Annotated in this window: 20 protein-coding genes and 2 pseudogenes; 12 read left to right on the top strand and 10 right to left on the bottom strand. The window is 49.3% G+C overall.

From position 1 onward, the window contains the following. The first annotated feature begins 90 nt into the window (after positions 1-90). The gene (locus D3H35_RS07520) at positions 91-1,815 is read left to right on the top strand and encodes a polysaccharide deacetylase family protein (protein WP_158593985.1); all 1,725 of its coding nucleotides are present in this window, start codon (positions 91-93) and stop codon (positions 1,813-1,815) included. Positions 1,816-2,465: 650 nt separating this feature from the next. Here D3H35_RS07520 and D3H35_RS07525 read toward each other — a convergent pair. Both D3H35_RS07525 and D3H35_RS07530 read right to left on the bottom strand, forming a co-directional pair. After that, a complete protein-coding gene (locus D3H35_RS07525) occupies positions 2,466-2,648 on the bottom strand; it encodes a hypothetical protein (RefSeq protein WP_119148463.1) in 183 nt (60 codons plus the stop codon). A 102-nt stretch (positions 2,649-2,750) separates the two neighbouring features. Next, entirely contained in the window at positions 2,751-2,933 is a 183-nt protein-coding gene (locus tag D3H35_RS07530; RefSeq protein WP_119148464.1) for a hypothetical protein, read from the bottom strand. A gap of 68 nt (positions 2,934-3,001) precedes the next feature. Here D3H35_RS07530 and D3H35_RS07535 point away from each other — a divergent pair, with 68 nt between their 5' ends. Continuing rightward, a complete protein-coding gene (locus D3H35_RS07535; RefSeq protein WP_119148465.1) occupies positions 3,002-3,367 on the top strand; it encodes a 4-fold beta flower protein in 366 nt (121 codons plus the stop codon). 25 nt (positions 3,368-3,392) lie between these two features. On the opposite strand, the gene D3H35_RS07540 is transcribed toward D3H35_RS07535, so the two are convergent. Then, the gene (locus tag D3H35_RS07540) at positions 3,393-3,770 is read right to left on the bottom strand and encodes a PH domain-containing protein (protein ID WP_119148466.1); all 378 of its coding nucleotides are present in this window, start codon (positions 3,768-3,770) and stop codon (positions 3,393-3,395) included. A gap of 223 nt (positions 3,771-3,993) precedes the next feature. Between D3H35_RS07540 and D3H35_RS07545 the strand changes: the two genes are divergently transcribed. From D3H35_RS07545 to D3H35_RS07555, 3 genes are all read left to right on the top strand, one after another. Next, positions 3,994-4,680 (top strand): glycoside hydrolase family 73 protein, encoded by a 687-nt coding sequence (locus D3H35_RS07545; RefSeq protein ID WP_119148467.1) that lies wholly within the window; start codon positions 3,994-3,996, stop codon positions 4,678-4,680. Between the two features lie 84 nt (positions 4,681-4,764). Then, positions 4,765-5,220, top strand: a complete 456-nt coding sequence (locus D3H35_RS07550; protein WP_119148468.1) for a NucA/NucB deoxyribonuclease domain-containing protein — start codon at positions 4,765-4,767, stop codon at positions 5,218-5,220. A 202-nt stretch (positions 5,221-5,422) separates the two neighbouring features. Then, positions 5,423-6,664, top strand: a complete 1,242-nt coding sequence (locus D3H35_RS07555; RefSeq protein ID WP_147355770.1) for a stalk domain-containing protein — start codon at positions 5,423-5,425, stop codon at positions 6,662-6,664. 12 nt (positions 6,665-6,676) lie between these two features. Here D3H35_RS07555 and D3H35_RS07560 read toward each other — a convergent pair whose 3' ends face one another. Beyond that, complete coding sequence (locus tag D3H35_RS07560) at positions 6,677-7,423, bottom strand: hypothetical protein (protein WP_119148470.1); 747 nt, start codon at positions 7,421-7,423, stop codon at positions 6,677-6,679. A 1,244-nt stretch (positions 7,424-8,667) separates the two neighbouring features. On the opposite strand from D3H35_RS07560, the gene D3H35_RS07565 reads away from it, so the two are divergent. From D3H35_RS07565 to D3H35_RS07580, 4 genes are read left to right on the top strand one after another with little or no spacing between them, the layout of a single operon-like run. Next, positions 8,668-9,033 (top strand): hypothetical protein, encoded by a 366-nt coding sequence (locus D3H35_RS07565; protein WP_119148471.1) that lies wholly within the window; start codon positions 8,668-8,670, stop codon positions 9,031-9,033. 29 nt (positions 9,034-9,062) lie between these two features. Further along, a complete protein-coding gene (locus D3H35_RS07570) occupies positions 9,063-10,613 on the top strand; it encodes a PI-PLC domain-containing protein (protein WP_147355771.1) in 1,551 nt (516 codons plus the stop codon). Continuing rightward, entirely contained in the window at positions 10,610-11,728 is a 1,119-nt protein-coding gene (locus tag D3H35_RS07575; RefSeq protein WP_119148473.1) for a hypothetical protein, read from the top strand. The genes D3H35_RS07570 and D3H35_RS07575 overlap by 4 nt, the downstream gene beginning before the upstream one ends. After that, positions 11,715-11,921: a hypothetical protein gene (locus tag D3H35_RS07580; protein ID WP_119148474.1), complete on the top strand. Its 207-nt coding sequence runs from the start codon at positions 11,715-11,717 to the stop codon at positions 11,919-11,921. The genes D3H35_RS07575 and D3H35_RS07580 overlap by 14 nt, the downstream gene beginning before the upstream one ends. A gap of 1,226 nt (positions 11,922-13,147) precedes the next feature. Here D3H35_RS07580 and D3H35_RS07585 read toward each other — a convergent pair. The 3 genes from D3H35_RS07585 to D3H35_RS07590 all read right to left on the bottom strand — a co-directional run bounded on the left by D3H35_RS07585 (position 13,148) and on the right by D3H35_RS07590 (position 14,207). After that, positions 13,148-13,432: a hypothetical protein gene (locus D3H35_RS07585; RefSeq protein WP_147355772.1), complete on the bottom strand. Its 285-nt coding sequence runs from the start codon at positions 13,430-13,432 to the stop codon at positions 13,148-13,150. Positions 13,433-13,678: 246 nt separating this feature from the next. Then, positions 13,679-13,816 (bottom strand): hypothetical protein, encoded by a 138-nt coding sequence (locus D3H35_RS30620; RefSeq protein ID WP_158593987.1) that lies wholly within the window; start codon positions 13,814-13,816, stop codon positions 13,679-13,681. Then, the gene (locus tag D3H35_RS07590) at positions 13,809-14,207 is read right to left on the bottom strand and encodes a PI-PLC domain-containing protein (protein WP_119148476.1); all 399 of its coding nucleotides are present in this window, start codon (positions 14,205-14,207) and stop codon (positions 13,809-13,811) included. The genes D3H35_RS30620 and D3H35_RS07590 overlap by 8 nt, the downstream gene beginning before the upstream one ends. 2,048 nt (positions 14,208-16,255) lie before the next feature. Here D3H35_RS07590 and D3H35_RS07600 point away from each other — a divergent pair. Together D3H35_RS07600 and D3H35_RS07605 are read left to right on the top strand one after the other, a co-directional pair. Further along, on the top strand, positions 16,256-16,624 hold the full coding sequence (locus D3H35_RS07600) for a hypothetical protein (RefSeq protein WP_119148478.1): 369 nt from the start codon (positions 16,256-16,258) through the stop codon (positions 16,622-16,624). A 289-nt stretch (positions 16,625-16,913) separates the two neighbouring features. Next, the gene (locus tag D3H35_RS07605; protein ID WP_147355773.1) at positions 16,914-17,450 is read left to right on the top strand and encodes a hypothetical protein; all 537 of its coding nucleotides are present in this window, start codon (positions 16,914-16,916) and stop codon (positions 17,448-17,450) included. Between the two features lie 706 nt (positions 17,451-18,156). Here D3H35_RS07605 and D3H35_RS34670 read toward each other — a convergent pair. The 3 genes and pseudogenes from D3H35_RS34670 to D3H35_RS07620 all read right to left on the bottom strand — a co-directional run. After that, a pseudogene (locus tag D3H35_RS34670) lies at positions 18,157-18,492 on the bottom strand (copper amine oxidase N-terminal domain-containing protein); the annotation flags it as partial. Positions 18,493-18,854: 362 nt separating this feature from the next. After that, positions 18,855-19,189, bottom strand: a pseudogene (locus D3H35_RS32160) (hypothetical protein); the annotation flags it as partial. Positions 19,190-19,412: 223 nt separating this feature from the next. Continuing rightward, positions 19,413-19,619 (bottom strand): hypothetical protein, encoded by a 207-nt coding sequence (locus D3H35_RS07620; protein WP_119148482.1) that lies wholly within the window; start codon positions 19,617-19,619, stop codon positions 19,413-19,415. A 3,856-nt stretch (positions 19,620-23,475) separates the two neighbouring features. On the opposite strand from D3H35_RS07620, the gene D3H35_RS07635 reads away from it, so the two are divergent. Beyond that, positions 23,476-23,703, top strand: coding sequence for a carboxypeptidase-like regulatory domain-containing protein (locus D3H35_RS07635; RefSeq protein WP_147355774.1), 228 nt, complete (start codon positions 23,476-23,478; stop codon positions 23,701-23,703). Positions 23,704-23,790: the final 87 nt, after the last annotated feature.

Raw genomic sequence — 23,790 nt, forward strand, 5'->3', positions numbered from 1 at the left:
GTTAACGTTCATAGGCTCGCTCGTGCTGGCGGGGCTGGCGGTGGGCGGCTTCAACTACGTAGTGGACCCGTTCGGGTATTCGGGGACAAGGTGCTGAAATGGCATTCCTACGACATGGTCAACAACCCGAGGGTAGCGAAAATCGGCTATCTCGACCAATATCACGATCGCTATAATTCGTATATTATCGGCGGCTCCAAATCGAGCTCCATCTCTCCGACGCTGCTCAACAAGTACTACGGAGACGACGCAAAATTTTACAGCATGCTTATGTACGGCGGCGATTTTCACGATTACGAAAAAACGCTCGTCTACATAGTCGACCATTACAAGCCGAAAAATATCGTTATCCATATGAGCTTGCAGGAAATCAGCCACTATAACGAGACGGCGACCGACTTCAAGCAATCGCTGCACGCCAAGGTGACGGGGGAATCGCTGTTCTCCTTTTACCTGAAATATTTGAAGCTGAATCCGTCTTACGGGTATACGAAGCTTGAAGGGCTGGCGAAGCGGGGGATCGATCCGTTCGAATATTCCCAGTTCATTCCGGAGACCGGCGTCTACAATAAGGTGAAACGCGACGCGGAGAAGGTGGACGATCTGGAAGCGTTCATGGCTGCGAACAAGGAAGCTTTCGCGCCGTTCGGCAAGCTCGAAGCGACCGCCTTGGACAAAAACGTCGAGGCCATCAAGCGAATGAAGGAGTATACCGAGTCGCACGGCATTACGTTCCGCATGATTGCGGGAGCGACCTCCGAGCAGGAGCTGAAGAGCTACGATATGTCGGCGCTCAAGCGATATTGGGCCAAAATAGCCAACGTGACGGACTTCTGGGACTTCTCGGGGTATACGAACGTCAGCGGCGATTTGCGGTATTTTTACGATACGATGCACTATCGGAATACGCTCGGGGCGATGATGCTCGGGTATATTTTCAAGGATCCCGATGTGTACGTGCCCAAGAATTTCGGCCATCTGACGACCAAGGACAATGTGGCGGAGTATGCCGAGAAAATCTTTACGCCGCCTGCCGCCGCATCCAAGACGAAGCTGAAGATGCCGATTCTCGTCTACCATCATATCGACGAAGATCCGGACGAGCCCGGTCCGCTTATTACGCCGCCGGATAAGTTCAGGAGCGATATGGCTGCGGTGAAGGCGGCGGGGTACACCCCTGTGTTCATGCAGGATCTGATCGATTACGTGGACGGCAAAAAAGAGCTTCCCGCCAAGCCGGTAGCGATTACGCTCGATGACGGCTACTTGAGCAATTACGAGTATGCGTATCCGATTCTGAAGGAGCTTGGGATGAAGGCGACGATTTCGATGATCGGCTGGTCGGTCGGATTGACGGAGCACCGCGTTCCGGGCAAGCCTTTTTACCCGCACTTTACGTGGCAGGAAGCGAAGGAAATGGTCGATTCCGGCGTTATCGACATTCAGAATCATAGCGTCGATATGCATGAATCGGGCAAGGACGATCCGGACGTCCGAATCGGCGTTCTGAGCAAGGACGGCGAATCGACGGGCGCATACGGCCAAGCGTTCATCGAGGACGTACGCGAGATGGAGTCGAGGATCGAGAGCCGGCTCGGCAACGAGGTGAACGTGTTCACGTATCCGTTCGGCTATTACAATCACTTGTCCGAGCAAATTTTGAAGGATATGGGCTACCGAGTGACGTTGACGACAAAATCGGGCATTAGCGACATAGTCCGAGGAGACCCGCGGACGCTGTTCGGCTTGAAGCGGATCAACGCCGGCCCCGAAGTGTCGAGCGATGCGCTGGTCGGCAAGCTTGCGGGGAAGTGAGCCGCAGAATTCGGTAAGTTAGTGTGTGCGAGCCTTCGCGCGTAAGAAGGCATTGCCGTACCGAGCATGTGTTCGTCGGCAGACATCTGCGGCAGCTGTCCTTGAGCAGGAGAATGGGTTGAGTGCGCGCGCGAATCATCGGCTTGCGAGTATTAAGGTAGGCGGGCGGCGTGAGGGCGGTAGATGAGTCGCAAACTGCATGCTACTTACGTGTGCGACAAAAACGTCGTCCGCGCGAACCCAACCCCTTCCGAAGAGGAAGTTAGATGAACGAAATGTAAAACCTGCAGTTAATTCAAGCAAAATGATTGTTTGGATACCAAACAGATGCAGAAAGAGCAGCTATTTCATGGTGCGCGGTTTGTTCATCCTGTTCAAGCAACGATTAGCTGTACCTTCTACAGGTAAAAGTAGTTACTGTTTGGGAACGCGCCATATAGCGGTACGTTGTGCAGTTAATTGTTTAACAATGGACGAACAAGCACCCAGCAAGCACCAACAGCGTCTAATATTGGACGAACAAGCACCTCGCAATGCCAACCGGCAGGCGAACTAGCAGCAGCAGCCGGAGATGCGAGAGAGTGAACAAGCCCAATCCCAAATCGGAGATCAGCCTGGTCGAACCCAATCGTTACACCAAAGAACGCCGGTCATCGACCGGCGTTCTTCTTCGCTTGGCTGCGCAATCGCAGTCCGTTGATGCCAAGCCAAATGCCGGCGATGACGAGAGCCGTGCCGATCAGTCTATTCACATACAACAAATCGATAACGCCGAACGCTGCCAGAAGAACTCCGAAAATGACATAAAGCAGCGGATTGGTTTTTCTTTTCATGAGGCACCTCGCTAATAGTTAGAAAACGGGATACGGGCTGCGTAAACAAGCCCAAAGCATTGGCGCGCAGGGAGCAGGAGCACTGGCTCGACGCCCGCCGACTCAAACGTGATAGGAGCCGGTCGGCTCATTCAGTACCCATTCCAGCAAAAAGATTTGATCCTCCAGCCGAGCGATGCGGTCGCTTGACGGATGGCCGCCTTCTTCGGCAGCCAGCGCCTCCAGACGCTTCTTCTGTCCGGCGAGCTCGTTGAGCTTGCGTTTCACTTGATCGGCCGTTCTCATGGTCGTTCTCCTCTCCGTCATCTCATGGTATTCTGTTATTATGGCAAAAAAAGAGGGGATCGGACAAGATGAACGAATGGTATTTCGATCGATTTGGACAAGCGATGTTCGTCATCGCCGAAGGAGATCGTTTCGTGAGCCGGAACGGGCGCAATTTGGGATGGCTGAAAGACAAGTCCGTATACACGTTGACGGGGAGGCCTGTCGCGTGGCTGGATAACGGAGTGATGAGGGATGGATCGGGGAATATCGTCGCGTTCGCAAGGTCTGCGGCGGGAGTGCTGCCGTCTGTGCCGGGGATGAGCGGAGCGCCAGGGACGCCGTCCTTGCCGGGACGCCCGCCCCTGCCCGGATTCGCGGGAACGATGAGCAACCCGGGCGGCGGCGGCTGGGGATCGAAGACGATCCGCGAGCTTTTTGGGACGGATGTATAAAAGAGGTGCTGGCGGATTGAAAGAATCAGCCTAGAATATGGCGGGCAAGCACGGCCTGCAGCTCGTAAATGTTCAAGCTCTTGTTGAACGTCTTCGAGACCGGCGTCGGATTGCCGGAAATCCAAAATTTCAGCTCGGCATCCAAGTCGAAATGCCCGGACGTTTCAATGCTGAAATGGGAGATGCTTTTGTACGGATAGGAATGATAATCGACTTTTCTGCCCGTTAGGCCTTGCTTGTCGATGAGAATAAGTCTCTTGTCGGTGAATACGAATAGGTCGCGAATCAGCTTGTATGCTTTTTCCACCCGTTCGCTCTCGTAGAGCAGATTGGCTAAATCCTTTTGCGCTTCGGCCGGACTGATTTCGGATGCGTTGCCGAGTAAGCCGTCAAAAATGCCCATGTGCAGTTATCCTCCTGTGCTGTCCCATCGGCTGGGCGATTGGCTCGCGTTGCTCAGACTGAGCTATTTTACCATTTTGGGCATGTCTATTGGAAGATGGAATAGAGCAATGGAATCAAGGCTCCGCTAATTGGCGGAGCCTTTCTCTTTGATCGCCGCGACAAGCGTAGGACGGAGCGAATAGCATAGGACAAGACCGGCAGAGAGGGGGGACTTAGGCTTGATGGACAGAAAGACATTTTTCGAAAAATTGGCTCCCTCCGCCGTGCGCGCCCGAGAAGAAGGCTCGCCGATGTTTGCGTCGGTAAGGCTCGCTCAGAATTGGCTCGAAACGGGCGGGGTTATTAATAAGCACAACAATCTCGGCGGATTGAAAGCGGGGTCAGGTACGGCGAACGAATGGTGGAAGGGCGATACGTACACGGCTGCGACATGGGAAATGATCGGAGGGGAAAGAATCGAGACGATCGAAACGTGGCGATCCTACGGCAGCATTCACGACTTCTATCGGGATCAGGACCGATTGCTTAGGACGTCTCGTTATGCGCGAGTTCGGGCCGCACGCACACCGGAGATACAGGCCGAGGCGTTGTGGCTGTGCGGGTATGCGACAGACCCGGCCTATTCAACCAAGCTTATCGAAATTATGAATAGGAACGGTCTGAAAAAATACGACAGCGAGAAGGAGGATGAGCCGATGACCAAGGAGGAAAAGGAAGCGTTCGAGGCGCTGGTCAAACGAGTGGTGGCGCTCGAAGAGGAGAAGCGGTTGCCGGCGCCGGAATGGTTCATTGCCGAGTTCGGCAGCGCCGATCTCGGCGGCGCTATTCGCGATCCGCGGGGCACGCCGGATTTTTGGAGAGCGGTCGGCGTCGTCATTCGAGCAGCCCGAAAAGGGCTGCTGAAATAAATTTAGCACCCCGCGGATGATGGTCTGCGGGGAGTTCCCGTGCTACAATCGGATACATTACGCGCACAGGAGCAGGAGAGAAATATGAAGAAAAGAAGAAGCCGCAAGAAGGATAAGATTCCGTTTTTCATTATTGTCATTATCGCCGTCGCCTTTTTCTTGAATTATTACATGGAAAAGGAGCAGCCAAAGACTCAGCCGGCAACGAGTTCGAACGTCGTCGCCCTGTTTTTTCCGACCGACCAATATCCCGAGACCGGCCGCCATATCAAGGAGGCGATCGCCGCAGGCGAATCGGCCATCTGCACGATCGATCGCGACGAAGCAGAAGAGCGCCGGAAAGAGTCGTTGAAAGGGATCCCCACCAAAAAAGGCTACGACCGAGACGAGTGGCCGATGGCCATGTGCGCGGAAGGCGGCTCGGGTGCGGACATCAAGTACATAGACCCTTCGGACAACCGCGGAGCCGGCTCCTGGGTCAGCAACCAGTTGGAGGATTACCCGGACGGGACGCGGGTTGAGTTTGTTTTTCGGGAGTAGAGGCGATGTTGGCCGAATGAAAGAATGTGAAGGGGGTAAGTTTTTTCACCATTTTGGAAGGAAATGGGCAATCTTCGAAGAAGTTGTAAGGAGATGAGGTCCCGAGCGGGAAAATCATCTGACGGTTAGCATAAGAGAGTGGAGAGTGAGTCAGTTGCGTAAGACCGTACGTATCGTTGCTCTTTTTTTAGTCTTTGGGATAATGGCACTTCCCCGACTTGTCGGCGCTCAGCCCGCGAGTCCCGCTAGCGTGTATTTGGATGGGAGCCCGCTATCTTTCGAGCATGAAGTCGTGGAAGTAAATGGATACAACTACGTCCCGTTCCGAAATCTGTTCGAAGCTTTGAACGTAACGATCGATTGGAATCCGTCAACGAAGACGATCATTGGACAATCCAATTCCGATACGCTTGAACTGCAGATCGGGAGCCTGACGGCGCTCGTCAATGGGAAATCCGTCATTTTGGATGCAGCGCCTTTTATTCGAAATGGGGCTTCGTATGTTCCATTACGGTTCGCGAGTCAATCTCTCGGCTTGCTCGTACAGTGGTATTCGGCGGAAAAAGTAATACGCCTTTCAACGAATTACGTCACGCTAAACATCAAAAACGTATTGGGAGATAAAGTGACTAATGAGGAAGTCAGCGTTCGATTGTTAGCGAAGGAACCGCAGCAAGAACCATATTCTCTGGATCATAGGCAAGCGACAATGGAAATGACGGGGCTGCTGCCGGAAAGAGAATATGAGGTTTCCGTTCAAGTTAAGGACTCTTTACGTTTTATCCAACCCAAGCCGTTCACATTCGTCTATAAAGCGGGAATGCAAGTCTTGCCTGACCTGATGCTGGAAGATGCTCCGTCCGATCTGCTGCGAGGAACGGTGACGGATGAGGATGGGAATCCGGTTCCTAATCTCACTTTAATGGTGCTGGATGAAAATGCAGGTGAGGAAACTCTAAACAAAGTAAATACACTCGTCTATCCGGATGAAAAAGGTCGTTATTCTTTGCCCAATCTCATTGCCGGGCATCGATACAACATTTCTGTACAAAAGTTGAGCAACTATAGAGCGGGGGAGCCCTATCCTGATCACGCATATCCGTGGGTGCCTCCTTTCACTTACAAGCCAGGAATGAAAAGCCTCCCCTCCATCGTCGTACCAAAAGCGCAGTGGGTGGGAAACATAGCTTTGTCGGACGGTATCATATCTGCAATCGTATTTTTGAACGACGAAGACGGTACGCAAATTAGCCATTCCCCTTATTACGGAGGTAAATATGTACTGGGAGGAATGGTAAAAGGCCAAAAATATAGAATTTCATATATGCTAATACGGCTTTCGAGTGCTGCGCCTTTAGATCAAAGCCCCCTGTGGTCAGCCTATTGGTTTACCTATGATCCTGCTGCTCCCGCACCGGATTTGCCGATAACTCCGAATAAGTAGCGGATTAATAAGTTACTTCTGGGTTGCGTTGTAATAATCGTAGTATTTAGCCGTCGCATACTGGTAGGGCATTCTTGCAACTTCACCGGCTTTGTTTAAGGCTGTTTGCTTATCTTCTAAATCCTTTTTTGAACCTGTTTTATAATAGCCATTCAATAAAGTATACGCCTCGGAGTAATAATTCAGAGCCTTGTAATATTCGTCTAAAAAATCTTTCATATCGGACAGGTCCAAAGCATACTTCTTCGCTTCCTCAATAATTGGAAGCTTAACTTCTTTAAGATCAGCACAAAACTGTGTTAATGCATGGATAGTGTACTCTGTCTCCATTAAATTTTCTTCGGGCAATTGATTGATTTGAATTGCATTAAGAGTTTTGTCGAAATACCCGGTTAAACTCTGGATTTCTGCTCCAAACTGGTAAATTATTCTGTATGTATTCGCAACCTTCATTTTGAATTTCAACAGAGCAATCTCATCATTTGTCGTATGTGTAGAGTTATTAGGCAGTTTGACATCGACTGAGAGCGTATTCGGATCCCATGCCACTATCGCCCCCAATTGACGAAGCATGCCGATAGGAACCAAAGTACGTCCATTAAATAGAATTCCGGGAACATCTGCGGGTTGTAACAGTTTGCCGTCCGACTTTATTAGAACGATCGGGTTGTTTTTATAGTGACCATTAATGCTTGAAGCGGTTGCCGTTCCGGAGAATATTAAGAACATTAATGCAAGCAGAATGATTCTATTTTTCATTTTTAATCTCCTTGTAAGGGAAAATATAGGTATATGTAATATCCATATTATAAGTTTTTTAGTCTCGGAGACCAAACAAAATTCAGGCTGTATGATAGAGCATGAACATATATGAAATCCCTTGTTTTACTTGCCTCTGTCGATTTGGACGTTTGATATAGATTGACCCCAAATGAATGATGTCGAAGAATTTGGCTACCAATCGGCTACCAGCTGCTACCTGGTAGTCATTTTGTTTTTTTTGATGCTTTTTGGCAGAACATCTTCAAAAGCAGCAGCTGCGGATTCGTCTTCAGATTGGAATATGTCATGATTCGGTTCTGAGGACGTTACCAGAGTATCTCCCACAGGAGAGAGGAGACAGCCTAGATGAGCCAGACCGATTAAAGCGCCGCGAGCATGGTGCAAACCGTTGGGCGTTATGATTATGGTTCAGAGCGAGATTACCCAGCATACGATCAAATCCCATGGATTGATTGCGGAATGAATGCTCTAAGCTGGCTTAAACGCGATTGATACGGTAAAAATTATGAAGTTATCGGAAATCGATTCGAACACCCTCACCAATTAGGGGAGAAGAGGAGCAGGACGAAGATAGGGATTGAGAGGAAATAAGAGAGCATGAAAAAACTGCCCCCAGAATCAGAGGCAGTTTCAGTGATCTTTACGTCAGTGTGAAGTATAGAGTATCGGAATAGTATCCACCACTATAGTATCCTTCAATATAAATGACATATTGCCGCATTTTTTTAGAAACGATGGAAAATTGTGATCGGCGAAGGAGAGTATGAGACGAGAGTTTATTACGATTAGTACAGAATGGTCAAGTCGAATAAGTGAAGCGCCGATATGGCGCTTTTTTTGATGTAGACATATTTCGCGATAATTTTAACATTTTTTCGTAAATCCTATTTTTATTTACAAAATAGGACAATTGGATTAGTATTTTATGGGAAAATTGATTTAGTTTCAGTAGGACTAATGTATTGGTTTTTGCTTCATTTGGTTCAAAAACAACGTGATGAAAGGAGTTCAATAATGGGAGATTTCAAAGTCAATGTTACGGTCAACAGCGGCAGCTACAACTTGCAATACTTGGGATGCTGGGGAGGGCCTTGGGAATCGACGCCGACGGATATTGCGGCCAACAGTTCCAAATCGTTTGTGTTAAACGACAATGACCGAGGGGGATCTGGTTTCGTGCCATTAATCCTTCTTCCCAAGAGGAAGCCGGATTCGTTACGATGTCGTTCACTTGTCCGAAATTGTCCAGCAATTCCGCAGAAGGCTCCCCCGGCAGCGGTTCTTTTGTTTCCGCGGGGCTTCAAGCGTATAGCGAGTCCGGTCACCCGCTCAATCTTACTTACAGTGTGGGCACGACCAATGCGGCTTGTTGGAGCTCCGGCTCCAGCAACGACGGTGAAATCAAATGCAGTCAAACCGAATTTGAAGATGCAAAATTAACTATCAGAATCAAAAACGAAAACAATTATCAGCTCAAGTTTTGCGGCTATTGGAACGATAATTCGAACGGCGCTTCCAACTGGTACTGGGCGCCGGGCCCGCGCGATGTTCCGCCTCCGGCTGCAAAAGAACGATTTATTTATTAGACGATGACAAAGCCGGACTGTTTCTCAAAGTGTTGGATACGAACGGCCTTGATCAGCTGGGCTTTGCCAATATGTCTTTTCAGAACGGCGGTACCCCTTCAGCCGAAGGCTCCCCGGACGACTCGAATAACGGGTTAGTGGCCGCAGGACTGCAGCGTTACCATCGGGACGTCGTAGCCGCCTCTTTGGAATATCAGATTGGCGAGTCCAATCGCGCCTGCTGGAATCACGGCGACTCCAACGACGGCAGCACGACTTGCAACCAGACGACATTTAAGGACAAACGGGCGTTGATTTTCATTGAGAACACAATTCCCGAAACGTTAACCTTTGTGAAGTATTGGAACGATAACAAGGGGGGAGCAGGCAACTGGTACATCGAGCCCAACGCGGACGATACCGTTCCTCCGGATTGCAAGCGCATCTTTGTGCTGAAAGATAACGACAGAGCCGGCCTGTATTTCAAAATGAACTATATCGAATTCCATATGTCGTTTACTTGTCCGAAAATGTCTAGCAATTCGGCGGAGGGCTCTCCGCATACCGGGTTGCAAACATACTCCGGAAGCGGAACTCCGGTTACGTTTACTTATCGCGTCGGCACCCCTAATTTGGCCTGCTGGAGCAGCGGAACTTCAAATAGCGGCAAAACGGTTTGCCCGCAGACGCTTGTGCTGCCCTTTGACCTGAGAAGGTGGATGGGCAAAGTGAACGAGAAGTATGCCGGCTTCAAAAATCAAAAGCTCAGGCAATTATTTATTCCGGGAACGCATGACGCCGCATGCTACAACAATTCGGGTGTCGCGACTCCGTGGGTTCAAACGCAGCAGGTCAATTTTCACGATCAACTGATGCTGGGAGCGCGTTATTTTGACGTCCGACCCAAATATGTTCACGAAGGCGAAGGCGAATGGTCTCATGGCTTCCACCATGGCCCGATCACCGTAGCCGCAACGCTTGACGATCTTATTTCGCAGGTGACGGCATTTTACACCGAGGACTGGCAAAAAAGGCAGAACGAAATCATTATTCTCGATTTCACTCATTTCGACAACTATGACGATAAAGAGCGTCCGGGCGCACTGCAATCCTTTTTTACGGCCCTCTATAATTCAAGCCTGAATCCGTATTTAATCCCGCAAGGGAGCTTCGGGCCGAACACAACGCTCAATAGTCTATGGACAGCGTCAACGCAGCAAAGGGTCATCGCGAGCGTTAATTTCGATCCTTCGTCGTACCAGAATACGGGCAACATATGGAACGGGAAAAAGCTGTTTGCTGATGAATGGGACGGTTCCAAATTTTGGCCTAATACCGATAAGCAAACCGATCTTATTCAATTTATTAACAACAATATCAGCACCTTCTCCGCTCTGACCAACCTATGGGCGCTTCAAGATCTTTTGACGCCCGGTTTGACATCCAGCGTGTACAGCCTGGTAGATCAAGCTCACGGAGCTTTGTACGGCCCTTCAGGCTTATCGTGGAGAAGCCAAGCGAACATTGTCATCCAAGATTATTATGACGATCGAACGACGATTGAAGCCATTATTGAAAACATAAGGAGGATTTCGCCATGATTAACCTTACCAACGAGCAAAAGGAACTTTTCGCATACATAGACGGTATTCTGCCTGGAGATGGCCATTTGAAATATGATTTCCGGGATGAGAAGCAATACGAGTTTGCCGTTATGATGAGCCAATTAAGCGGAGATGCGGATCTATATCCCGGCAAATTAAAAAGCCTTGAGCTGATGAAGGCGTATCAGGAACAGCACGGCCTGCAAGAAAATGAACCGCAAACCGCCGATGGCTGGACCAATATGTTCAAAATACCCGGATTGAATTTGACGACGGACGGCACGATTGCCTCCAACGGCTTGGCTACGGTGGTGGGCGGCTATGCCAGCATGAATCTGGCTTTGATTGTCCAAAGCAGGAAGACGAAGGACATTGTGGCGCATGGATTCAACAATGATTTTGCCAAAGCGCTGCTGACCGTATCGACGGCCGCTTCCACCTCCAAAGAGATTGATGTGAATTCTTATTTGCACTATCAGTATACGACGAGCTCAGGCAGTGAAACGGCAAGTCCTCAATCCGGGCTGGTGAAGAAACAAGACAACGGCGGGACGACAGGAGATCCTGTTATTACCGCGCCTGCAAGGACGACTACAAAACCGAATAATCCAAAGGCGATTAACATCGGGTTAGGGAGACCTTGGACCGACCAAGGAGGAGATTCTCAATTCGATTATGCCTGGTATGAATCGACGCAGGATCATCCGATCGGGAAAATTCCGTTCGTTGGCAGTGCCACCTTTTCGCAAGCGATAAGCACCCCTCTTGAGCCGAACACGAATTTTTTACTGGATATCTACGTGGCGGATGAGGTTGGCGGAGGCGGCGCACAGCTTAATCCGACAGACTTGGATACCGTATATAAAGCTTTCAGTATCGATAGCGGCAACGATGCCAAGTTGAACTGGAGTTTGCCCGCCGGCGCAAGTACGACCGACCCCGGCAACCCCATTGTTTTCGGAAATGTAACATGGAGTTCCGATATTTTGGCTATTTCTATTGTCAAATCGCCGTTGTTCTATCCGGGCGATGGCAGCCTTGCGTTTGCAACGTCCAAGCTCCGATTCTCCGATTCCGACCGTTGGATGGAACGTATATATGAAGCCGATTGATTTTTTTGGCACTGTCTCGGGCAGTCTACTTCCGTACGAGGCGACGGCGACAAAGACCGATCGAGACATCGTTGCGGCGACAAGTTCAGATCAACAGCGAGGCGACTTGCCGTCGTGCATGGACGAAAAGGGCGCGCATAAGGGGACGTTTATTCATCAGACGGAGGGCGGCGATGAGCTTATTGGAGCATAATATGTCATAATGAAGAGAAGGGCCGTTCCGCTCGGAAGTTTCGGAGGAAGAACGTCCTGCTGAGCGGACGGGAAAAGCAAAGTCGCTTCCATCTCAAGATGCTATAGCGGCCTGATGTATAACATTGCGACAACGATACCAGACCAAACATTTTAAATGGGAAAATCGGAGCTTTCTATTCGTTGTCGCAAGGTTATACATCAGGCCGTATAGGCATCCTTGGAGATGGAAGCGACTTTGGCTTGTTCCGTCCGCGTCAGCAGGACGTCTTCCTCCTGAAGCTCCGATGCGGGACCGGCCTTCGTCTGTCATTATGACATGATTATGGCTCGCAATAAGCTCATCGCCGCCCTCCGTTCTGATGAAATAAACGTCCCTTTATCGCGCCCTTGTTCGTCATTGCACGACGGCGAAGTCGCTTCGCTGTTGATCTGAACTTTGTCGGCGGCAACGATGTCTGCGATCGGTCTTTGTTTCGCCGTCGCTCGTTACGAAGTAGACTGCCCGAGCAGTAATAAATCAATCGGCTTCATATTATACGTTCATCCAACGGGTCGGAATCGGGAGAATCGGAGCTTTGGACGGTTGCAAACGCAAGGCTGCCATCGCCCCGGATAGAACAACGGCGATTTGACAATAGAAATAGGCAAAATATCGGACTCCATGTTACATTTTCCGAAAACAATGGGGTTGCCGGGGTCGGTCGTACTTGCGCGGCGGGCAAACTCCAGTTCAACTTGGCATCGTTGCCGCTATCGATACTGAAAGCTTTATATACGGTATCCAGTCTGTCGGATTAAGCTGTGCGCCGCTCCGCCAACCTCATCCGCCACGTAGATATCCAGTAAAAAATTCGTGTTCGGCTCAAGAGGGGTGCTTATCGCTTGCGAAAGGTGGCACTGCCAACGAACGGAATTTTCCCGATCGGATGATCCTGCGTCGATTCATACAGGCATAATCGAATTGAGAATCTCCTCCTTGGTCGGTCCAAGGTTCCCTAACCGATGTTAATCGCCTTTGGATTATTCGGTTTTGTAGTCGTCCTTGCAGGCGCGGTAATAACAGGATCTCCTGTCGTCCCGCGTTGTCTTGTTTCTTCACAGCCCGGATTGAGGACTTGCCGTTTCACTGCCTGAGCTCGTCGTATACTGATAGTGCAAATAAGAATTCATCATCTCTTTGGAGGTGGAAGCGGCGTCGATACGGTCAGCAGCGCTTTGGCAAAATCATTGTTGAATCCATGCGCCACAATGTCCTTCGTCTTCCTGCTTTGGACAATCAAAGCCAGATTCATGCTGGCATAGCCGCCACCACCGTAGCCAAGCCGTTGGAGGCAATCGTGCGTCCGTCGTCAAATTCAATCCGGGTATTTTGAACATATTGGTCCAGCCATCGGCGGTTTGCGGTTCATTTTCTTGCAGGCCGTGCTGTTCCTGATACGCCTTCATCAGCTCAAGGCTTTTTAATTTGCCGGGATATAGATCCGCATCTCCGCTTAATTGGCTCATCATAACGGCAAACTCGTATTGCTTCTCATCGGAAATCATATTTCAAATGGCCATCTCCAGGCAGAATACCGTCTATGTATGCGAAAAGTTCCTTTTGCTCGTTGGTAAGGTTAATCATGGCGAAATCTCCTTATGTTTTCAATAATGGCTTCAATCGTCGTTCGATCGTCATAATAATCTTGGATGACAATGTTCGCTTGGCTTCCCACGATAAGCCTGAAGGGCCGTACAAAGCTCCGTGAGCTTGATCTACAGGCTGTACACGCTGGATGTCAAACCGGGCGTCAAAAGATCTTGAAGCGCCCATAGGTTGGTCAGAGCGGAGAAGGTGCTGATATTGTTGTTAATAAATTGAATAAGATCGGTTTGCTTATCGGTATTAGGCAAAATTTGGAACGTCCCATTCATCAGCAAACAGCTTTTTCCCGTTCCATATGTTGCCCGTATTCTGGTACGACGAAGGATCGAAATTAACGCTCGCGATGACCCTTTGCTGCGTTGACGCTGTCCATAGACTATTGAGCGTTGTGTTCGGCCCGAAGCTCCCTTGCGGGATTAAATACGGATTCAGGCTTGAATTATAGAGGGCCGTAAAAAAGGATTGCAGTGCGCCCGGACGCTCTTTATCGTCATAGTTGTCGAAATGAGTGAAATCGAGAATAATGATTTCGTTCTGCCTTTTTTGCCAGTCCTCGGTGTAAAATGCCGTCACCTGCGAAATAAGATCGTCAAGCGTTGCGGCTACGGTGATCGGGCCATGGTGGAAGCCATGAGACATTCGCCTTCGCCTTCGTGAACATATTTGGGTCGGACGTCAAAATAACGCGCTCCAGCATCAGTTGATCGTGAAAATTGACCTGCTGCGTTTGAACCCGGAGTCGCGACACCCGAATTGTTGTAGCATGCGGCGTCATGCGTTCCCGGAATAAATAATTGCCTGAGCTTTTGATTTTTGAAGCCGGCATACTTCTCGTTCACTTTGCCCATCCACCTTCTCAGGTCAAAGGGCAGCACAAGCGTCTGCGGGCAAACCGTTTTGCCGCTATTTGAAGTTCCGCTGCTCCAGCAGGCCAAATTAGGGGTGCCGACGCGATAAGTAAACGTAACCGGAGTTCCGCTTCCGGAGTATGTTTGCAACCCGGTATGCGGAGAGCCCTCCGCCGAATTGCTAGACATTTTCGGACAAGTAAACGACATATGGAATTCGATATAGTTCATTTTGAAATACAGGCGGCTCTGTCGTTATCTTTCAGCACAAAGATGCGCTTGCAATCCGGAGGAACGGTATCGTCCGCGTTGGGCTCGATGTACCAGTTGCCTGCTCCCCCCTTGTTATCGTTCCAATACTTCACAAAGGTTAACGTTTCGGAATTGTGTTCTCAATGAAATCAACGCCCGTTTGTCCTTAAATGTCGTCTGGTTGCAAGTCGTGCTGCCGTCGTTGGAGTCGCCGTGATTCCAGCAGGCGCGATTGGACTCGCCAATCTGATATTCCAAAGAGGCGGCTACGACGTCCCGATGGTAACGCTGCAGTCCTGCGGCCACTAACCGTTATTCGAGTCGTCCGGGGAGCCTTCGGCTGAAGGGGTACCGCCGTTCTGAAAAGACATATTGGCAAAGCCCAGCTGATCAAGGCCGTTCGTATCCAACACTTTGAGAAACAGTCCGGCTTTGTCATCGTCTAATAAATAAATCGTTCTTTTGCAGCCGGGAGGCGGAACATCGCGCGGCCCGGCGCCCAGTACCAGTTGGAAGCGCCGTTCGAATTATCGTTCCAATAGCCGCAAAACTTGAGCTGATAATTGTTTTCGTTTTTGATTCTGATAGTTAATTTTGCATCTTCAAATTCGGTTTGACTGCATTTGATTTCACCGTCGTTGCTGGAGCCGGAGCTCCAACAAGCCGCATTGTCGTGCCCACACTGTAAGTAAGATTGAGCGGGTGACCGGACTCGCTATACGCTTGAAGCCCCGCGGAAACAAAAGAACCGCTGCCGGGGAGCCTTCTGCGGAATTGCTGGACAATTTCGACAAGTGAACGACATCGTAACGAATCCGGCTTCCTCTTGGAAGAAGATTAATGGCACGAAACCAGATCCCCCTCGTCATTGTCGTTTAACACAAACGATTTGGAACTGTTGGCCGCAATATCCGTCGGCGTCGATTCCCAAGGCCTCCCCAGCATCCCAAGTATTGCAAGTTGTAGCTGCCGCTGTTGACCGTAACATTGACTTTGAAATCTCCCATTATTGAACTCCTTTCATCACGTTGTTTTTGAACCAAATGAAGCAAAAACCAATACATTAGTCCTACTGAAACTAAATCAATTTTCCCATAAAATACTAATCCAATTGTCCTATTTTGTAAATAAAAATAGGATTTACGAAAAAATGTTAAAATTATCGCGAAATATGTCTACATCAAAAAAAAGCGCCATATCGGCGCTTCACTTATTCGACTTGACCATTCTGTACTAATCGTAATAAACTCTCGTCTCATACTCTCCTTCGCCGATCACAATTTTCCATCGTTTCTAAAAAAATGCGGCAATATGTCATTTATATTGAAGGATACTATAGTGGTGGATACTATTCCGATACTCTATACTTCACACTGACGTAAAGATCACTGAAACTGCCTCTGATTCTGGGGGCAGTTTTTTCATGCTCTCTTATTTCCTCTCAATCCTATCTTCGTCCTGCTCCTCTTCTCCCTAATTGGTGAGGGTGTTCGAATCGATTTCCGATAACTTCATAATTTTTACCGTATCAATCGCGTTTAAGCCTTAGAGCATTCATTCCGCAATCAATCCATGGGATTTGATCGTATGCTGGGTAATCTCGCTCTGAACCATAATCATAAGCCCAACGGTTTGCACCATGCTCGCGGCGCTTTAATCGGTCTGGCTCATCTAGGCTGTCTCCTCTCTCCTGTGGGAGATACTCTGGTAACGTCCTCAGAACCGAATCATGACATATTCCAATCTGAAGACGAATCCGCAGCTGCTGCTTTTGAAGATGTTCTGCCAAAAAGCATCAAAAAACAAAATGACTACCAGGTAGCAGCTGGTAGCCGATTGGTAGCCAAATTCTTCGACATCATTCATTTGGGGTCAATCTATATCAAACGTCCAAATCGACAGAGGCAAGTAAAACAAGGGATTTCATATATGTTCATGCTCTATCATACAGCCTGAATTTTGTTTGGTCTCCGAGACTAAAAAACTTATAATATGGATATTACATATACCTATATTTTCCTTACAAGGAGATTAAAAATGAAAAATAGAATCATTCTGCTTGCATTAATGTTCTTAATATTCTCCGGAACGGCAACCGCTTCAAGCATTAATGGTCACTATAAAACAACCCGATCGTTCTAATAAAGTCGGACGGCAAACTGTTACAACCCGCAGATGTTCCCGGAATTCTATTTAATGGACGTACTTTGGTTCCTATCGGCATGCTTCGTCAATTGGGGCGATAGTGGCATGGGATCCGAATACGCTCTCAGTCGATGTCAAACTGCCTAATAACTCTACACATACGACAAATGATGAGATTGCTCTGTTGAAATTCAAAATGAAGGTTGCGAATACATACAGAATAATTTACCAGTTTGGAGCAGAAATCCAGAGTTTAACCGGGTATTTCGACAAAACTCTTAATGCAATTCAAATCAATCAATTGCCCGAAGAAAATTTAATGGAGACAGAGTACACTATCCATGCATTAACACAGTTTTGTGCTGATCTTAAAGAAGTTAAGCTTCCAATTATTGAGGAAGCGAAGAAGTATGCTTTGGACCTGTCCGATATGAAAGATTTTTTAGACGAATATTACAAGGCTCTGAATTATTACTCCGAGGCGTATACTTTATTGAATGGCTATTATAAAACAGGTTCAAAAAAGGATTTAGAAGATAAGCAAACAGCCTTAAACAAAGCCGGTGAAGTTGCAAGAATGCCCTACCAGTATGCGACGGCTAAATACTACGATTATTACAACGCAACCCAGAAGTAACTTATTAATCCGCTACTTATTCGGAGTTATCGGCAAATCCGGTGCGGGAGCAGCAGGATCATAGGTAAACCAATAGGCTGACCACAGGGGGCTTTGATCTAAAGGCGCAGCACTCGAAAGCCGTATTAGCATATATGAAATTTATATTTTTGGCCTTTTACCATTCCTCCCAGTACATATTTACCTCCGTAATAAGGGGAATGGCTAATTTGCGTACCGTCTTCGTCGTTCAAAAATACGATTGCAGATATGATACCGTCCGACAAAGCTATGTTTCCCACCCACTGCGCTTTTGGTACGACGATGGAGGGGAGGCTTTTCATTCCTGGCTTGTAAGTGAAAGGAGGCACCCACGGATATGCGTGATCAGGATAGGGCTCCCCCGCTCTATAGTTGCTCAACTTTTGTACAGAAATGTTGTATCGATGCCCGGCAATGAGATTGGGCAAAGAATAACGACTTTTTCATCCGGATAGACGAGTGTATTTACTTTGTTTAGAGTTTCCTCACCTGCATTTTCATCCAGCACCATTAAAGTGAGATTAGGAACCGGATTCCATCCTCATCCGTCACCGTTTCCTCGCAGCAGATCGGACGGAGCATCTTCCAGCATCAGGTCAGGCAAGACTTGCATTCCCGCTTTATAGACGAATGTGAACGGCTTGGGTTGGATAAAACGTAAAGAGTCCTTAACTTGAACGGAAACTCATATTCTCTTTCCGGCAGCAGCCGTCATTTCCATTGTCGCTTGCCTATGATCCAGAGAATATGGTTCTTGCTGCGGTTCCTTCGCTAACAATCGAACGCTGACTTCCTCATTAGTCACTTTATCTCCCAATACGTTTTTGATGTTTAGCGTGACGTAATTCGTTGAAAGGCGTATTACTTTTTCCGCCGAATACCACTGTACGAGCAAGCCGAGAGATTGACTCGCGAACCGTAATGGAACATACGAAGCCCCATTTCGAATAAAAGGCGCTGCATCCAAAATGACGGATTTCCCATTGACGAGCGCCGTCAGGCTCCCGATCTGCAGTTCAAGCGTATCGGAATTGGATTGTCAATGATCGTCTTCGTTGACGGATTCAATCGATCGTTACGTTCAAAGCTTCGAACAGATTTCGGAACGGGACGTAGTTGTATCCATTTACTTCACGACTTCATGCTCGAAAGATAGCGGGCTCCCATCCAATACACGCTAGCGGACTCGCGGGCTGAGCGCCGACAAGTCGGGGAAGTGCATTATCCCAAAGACTAAAAAAAGAGCAACGATACGTACGGTCTTACGCAACTGACTCACTCTCCACTCTCTTATGCTAACCGTCAGATGATTTTCCGCTGGGACCTCATCTCCTTACAACTTCTTCGAAGATTGCCCATTTCCTTCCAAAATGGTGAAAAAACTTACCCTTCACATTCTTTATTCGGCCAACATGCTCTACTCCCGAAAAACAACTCAACCCGCGTCCCGTCCGGGTAATCCTCCAACTGTTGCTGACCCAGGAGCGGCTCCGCGGTTGTCCGAAGGGTCTATGTACTTGATGTCCGCACCGAGCCGCCTTCGCGCACATGGATCGGCACTCGTCTCGGTCGTAGCCTTTTTGGTGGGGATCCTTTCAACGACTCTTTCCGGCGCTCTTCTGCTTCGTCGCGATCGATCGTGCAGATGGCCGATTCGCCTGCGGCGATCGCCTCCTTGATATGGCGGCGGTCTCGGGATATTGGTCGGTCGGAAAAACAGGGCGACGACGTTCGAACTCGTTGCCGGCTGAGTCTTTTGGCTGCTCCTTTTCCATGTAATAATTCAAGAAAAGGCGAGGCGATAATGAAATAATGAAAAACGGAATCTTATCCTTCTTGCGGCTTCTTCTTTTCTTCATATTTCTCTCCTGCTCCTGTGCGCGTAATGTATCCGATTGTAGCACGGGAACCCCGCCACCATCATCCGGCGGTTGCTATAATTTATTTCAGCAGCCTTTCGGGCTGCGTCGATGACGACGCGACCCGCTCTCCAAAAATCGGCGTGCCCGTCGGTGGAATCGCGCGGATCGGCGCATTGCGCGACTCGGCATATGAACATGTCGCGCGCCGCTGAACCGCTTCTTTTTCGACGCACCACTCGTTTGACACCAACTCCCCTCGAACGCTTCCTTTCTCCTCCTTGGTCATGGCGTCAATCCTTCCTTCTCGTGTCGTATTTTTTCAGACGTTCCTATTCATAATTTTTCGATAAAGCTTGGTTGAATAGGCGGGTCTGTCGCATACCGGCACGCACAGGCGCTCGGCCTGTACTTCCGGTGGTGCGTGTCGGGCCGCGAACTAGCGCATCTAACTGAGACGTCTAGCCAAATAGTCCTGTCCGATAAGTCGTGATTGTGCCGTAGTGGATCGCACGTTCTTGCGATGTCCTCGATTCTTTCCGCCTCGACATTTCCATGTCGGCGTGTACGTATTCCGCTTCACCATTCGTGTCGCCGACTGCCTGAGCTTTCGCAATCTCCGGATTGTTGTGCTTATTAATAACCCGGGCCGTTTCGAGCCAATTCTGAGCGAGCTTACGGCAAACATGGACGAGCTTCTCGTAGGCGCGCAGGATGCGGAGGGAGCAATTTTTCGAAAACTGTCTTTCTGTCGATCACGCCTAAGTTCCCCTTCTGCCGGTCTTGTCCTATGCTATTCGCTCCCGTCCTACGCTTGTCGCGGGCGTCAAAGAGAAAGGCTTCCGCAATTAGCGAGCCTTGATTCATTGCTCTATTCATCTTCCAATATGACATGCCAAAAGTGGTAAAATAGCTCAGTCTGGAAGCAACGCGAGCCAAGTCGCCCACCGATGGGCACAGCAGGAGGATACTCTGCACATGGGCATTTTTTACGGCTTGACTCGGGTCCGCATGCCGAATATCAGTCGGACCCGAAGCGCAAAAGGATTTATGCCAATAATGCTGCTACCGAGAGGATAGGTTGGAAAAGCATCAGCTGATTCGCGACTATTGATTACAGACAAGAGCTAATATTCTCATCGACAGCAAGGCTCGGGCCGAAAAGTCGATTATATTCCATACGTACAAAAGCTCTCAATTTCAGGGCATTGAAACGGTCCCGGGGCAGTTCGGACTTGGATGCCGAGATGATTTGATATTCCGGCATCCGGACGCCGGTCTGAAGACGTTCACAAGAGTGAACTTTACGAGCTGCAGCCGTGCTGCCCGCATAGTTCTAGGGGTCTTTCAAGACAGCACCTTCTTGTTATACATCCGCTCAAAAAGCTCGCGGACGTCTTCGATCCGCAGCGCCGCGCCGGGTTGCATCGTTCCGCGAATCCGGGCAGGAGGCGGGCGTCTCCCGGCAAGGACGGCGTCCTAGGGGCTGGCGCTCTGGCTCATCAAATGTTAAGCTCTTTGTTGAACGTCTTCGGAGACCGGCGTCGGATTGCTCGGAAATCCAAAACTTTTACAGCTCGGCATCCAAGTCGAACATGCCGGGACGTTTTCAATATGCTGATGGGCAGATGCTTTTGTACGGGATAGGAATGATATCGACTTTTCTGCGTTATGGCTTCGCTTTGTCGGATGAGAAATAAGTTCTTGTCGGGTGATAAATAGGTGCGAATCAGCCTTGGTATGCTTTTTCCAGCCGTTCGCTCTCGTAGACGCACGCACTCGGCTCAATGCTTTTGCGCTTCGGTCCGGACTGATTTCGGATGGCGTTGCGAGTCCGTCAAAATGCCCTGTGCAGGTTACTCCTCTGTGACTGGTCCCATCGGCTGGCTGAGTTGGCCTGCTTGCTCAGCTGAGCTAATTTTACCATTTGGGCATGTCATTGAGATGGAATAGAGGGCATGGAATCAGAGGGTCCGCGTGAATTGGCGGAGCTTTCTCTTTGATTCGTCCCAGCCCGCGACAAGCGTAGATCGGAGCGATAGCATAGACAAGACCGGCAGAGGAGGGGGGACTTAAGGCTTGATGGACAGAAAGACCATTTTTTCGAATTGGCTCCCCCGCCGTGCGCGCCCAGAGAAGAAGCCTCGCGATGTTTGCGTCGGTAAGGCTCGCTCAGAATTGGCTCGGAACGGCGGGTTATTAATAAGCAAAATCCTCGGCGGAATTGAAGACGGGGTCAGGTTCGGCGAACTGAATGGGGAAGGGACGGATCGTACAGGCGGCCGCGGGACATGGGAATGAATCGGAGGGGAAAGAATAGAGATCATCGCAGTGGGAATGCCTACGCGCAGGCATTCAAGACTTCTATCGGGAGTCAGGACCGATGCTTAGGATCCTCGTTATTGCGCCGAGTTCGGGCCGCCACGCAACCGGAGATTACAGGCGAGGCGTTGTGGCTGTGCGGGTATTGCGACAGACCCGGCCCTACATTCAAGTGACAAGTTATGAAATTATGAATAAGGACCGGTCGGGAAAAAACGACAGCGAGAAGGACGGATGAGCCGATGACCAAGGAGGAAAAGGAAGCGTTCGAGGCGCTGTCAAGACGAGTGGTGGGCTCGAAGAGGAGATAGCGGTTTGCCGGCGCCGGAAATGGTTCTTGCCGAGTTCGGCAGCGCGATCTCGGGCGGGCTATTCCGCGATCCGCGGGGACGCCGGAATTTGGAGAGCGGCTGGCGTGATCTTGAGAGTCGAAAGGGCTGCTGAAATAAATTTAGCACCCCGGGATGAATGGTCTGCGGGGAGTTCCGTGTAAATCGGATACATTACGCGCACAGGAGGCAGCGAGAGAAATCTGAAGAAAAGACGAATGCGCACGAAGGATAGGATTCCGTTTTTGCAGTTATTGGTCATTATCGCCCCCTCTCGCCTTTTTCTTGACTTGAAATTACCATGGAAAGGAGCAGCAAAGAATCAGGCCGCACGAGTTCGAACGTCGTCGCCCTGTTTTTTTCCGACCGACTCATATCCCGAGACCGCGCATATCAAGGGGAGGCGATCGGCGCAGCGAATCGGCCATGGCTGCAACGATCGAATCGCGAACGGAAGCAGAAGAGCGCCGGAAAGAGTGTTGAAAGGGATCCACAAGAGAAAGGCTGACGACGCGAGACGAGTGCCGATGGCATGTGCGCGGAAGGCGCTCGGGTGCGGACATCAAGTAGATAGACCCCTTCGGACAACGCGGGCCGGCTCCTGGGCCAGCAACCAAGTTGGCGGATTACCGGACGGGACGCGGTTGAGTTTTGTTTTTCGGAGTAGAGCGCATGTTGGCCGAATTGAAAGAATGTGAAGGGGTAGTTTTTGTTTTCATGCTCCATTTGGAGAGGAAATGGTCAATCTTACGAAGAAGGTTTTGTAAGGAGAAGAGGTCCCTGAGCGGAAAATCATCTTGACGGGTTAGCATAAGAGCAGTGGAGAGTGAGTCGTTGGTAGACCGTAGTATTCGTTGCTCTTTTTTTGTTTTGGGATAGGATGGCACTTCCCCGAATTGTCGGCTCAGCCGCGCGAGTCCCGCTAGCGTGTATTTGGATGGGAGCCGCTAGTTTTCGAGCATGAGGTGTGGCGTAAATGATACAAATACGTCCCGTTCTGAAATCTGTTGAAGTCTTTTGAACGTAACGATCGATTGGACACTCGTCACGAAGACGATCATTGGACACATTCGATAACGCTTGAAATGCAGATCGGAGAGCGACGGCGCTCGTCAATGGAAATCACGTCATTTTGGATGCGCGGCTTTTATTCGAAAGTGGGCTTCGTATCGTTCCATTTAAGGTTCGCGAGTCAATCTCTCGGCTTGCTCGTACGTGGTATTCGTGCGAAAAAGTAATACGCTTTCAAGAATTCGTCACAGCTACATCAAAAACGTATTGGGAATAAGTGACTAATGAGAAGTCAGACGTTCGAATTGTTAGCGAAGGAACCGCAGCAAGGAACCGCATATTCTTGGATCATAGGCAAGCGACAATGGAAATGACGGGCTGCTGCCGGAAAGAGAATATGAGGTTTCCGTTCAAGTTAAGGACTCTTTACGTTTTATCCAACCCAAGCCGTTCACATTCGTCTATAAAGCGGGAATGCAAGTCTTGCCTGACCTGATGCTGGAAGATGCTCCGTCCGATCTGCTGCGAGGAACGGTGACGGATGAGGATGGGAATCCGGTTCCTAATCTCACTTTAATGGTGCTGGATGAAAATGCAGGTGAGGAAACTCTAAACAAAGTAAATACACTCGTCTATCCGGATGAAAAAGTCGTTATTCTTTGCCCAATCTCATTGCCGGGCATCGATACAACATTTCTGTACAAAAGTTGAGCAACTATAGAGCGGGGGAGCCCTATCCTGATCACGCATATCCGTGGGTGCCTCCTTTCACTTACAAGCCAGGAATGAAAAGCCTCC

Origin of the sequence: Cohnella faecalis (assembly GCF_003570905.1) — a bacterium.
GTDB classification, from domain to species: domain Bacteria; phylum Bacillota; class Bacilli; order Paenibacillales; family Paenibacillaceae; genus Cohnella; species Cohnella faecalis.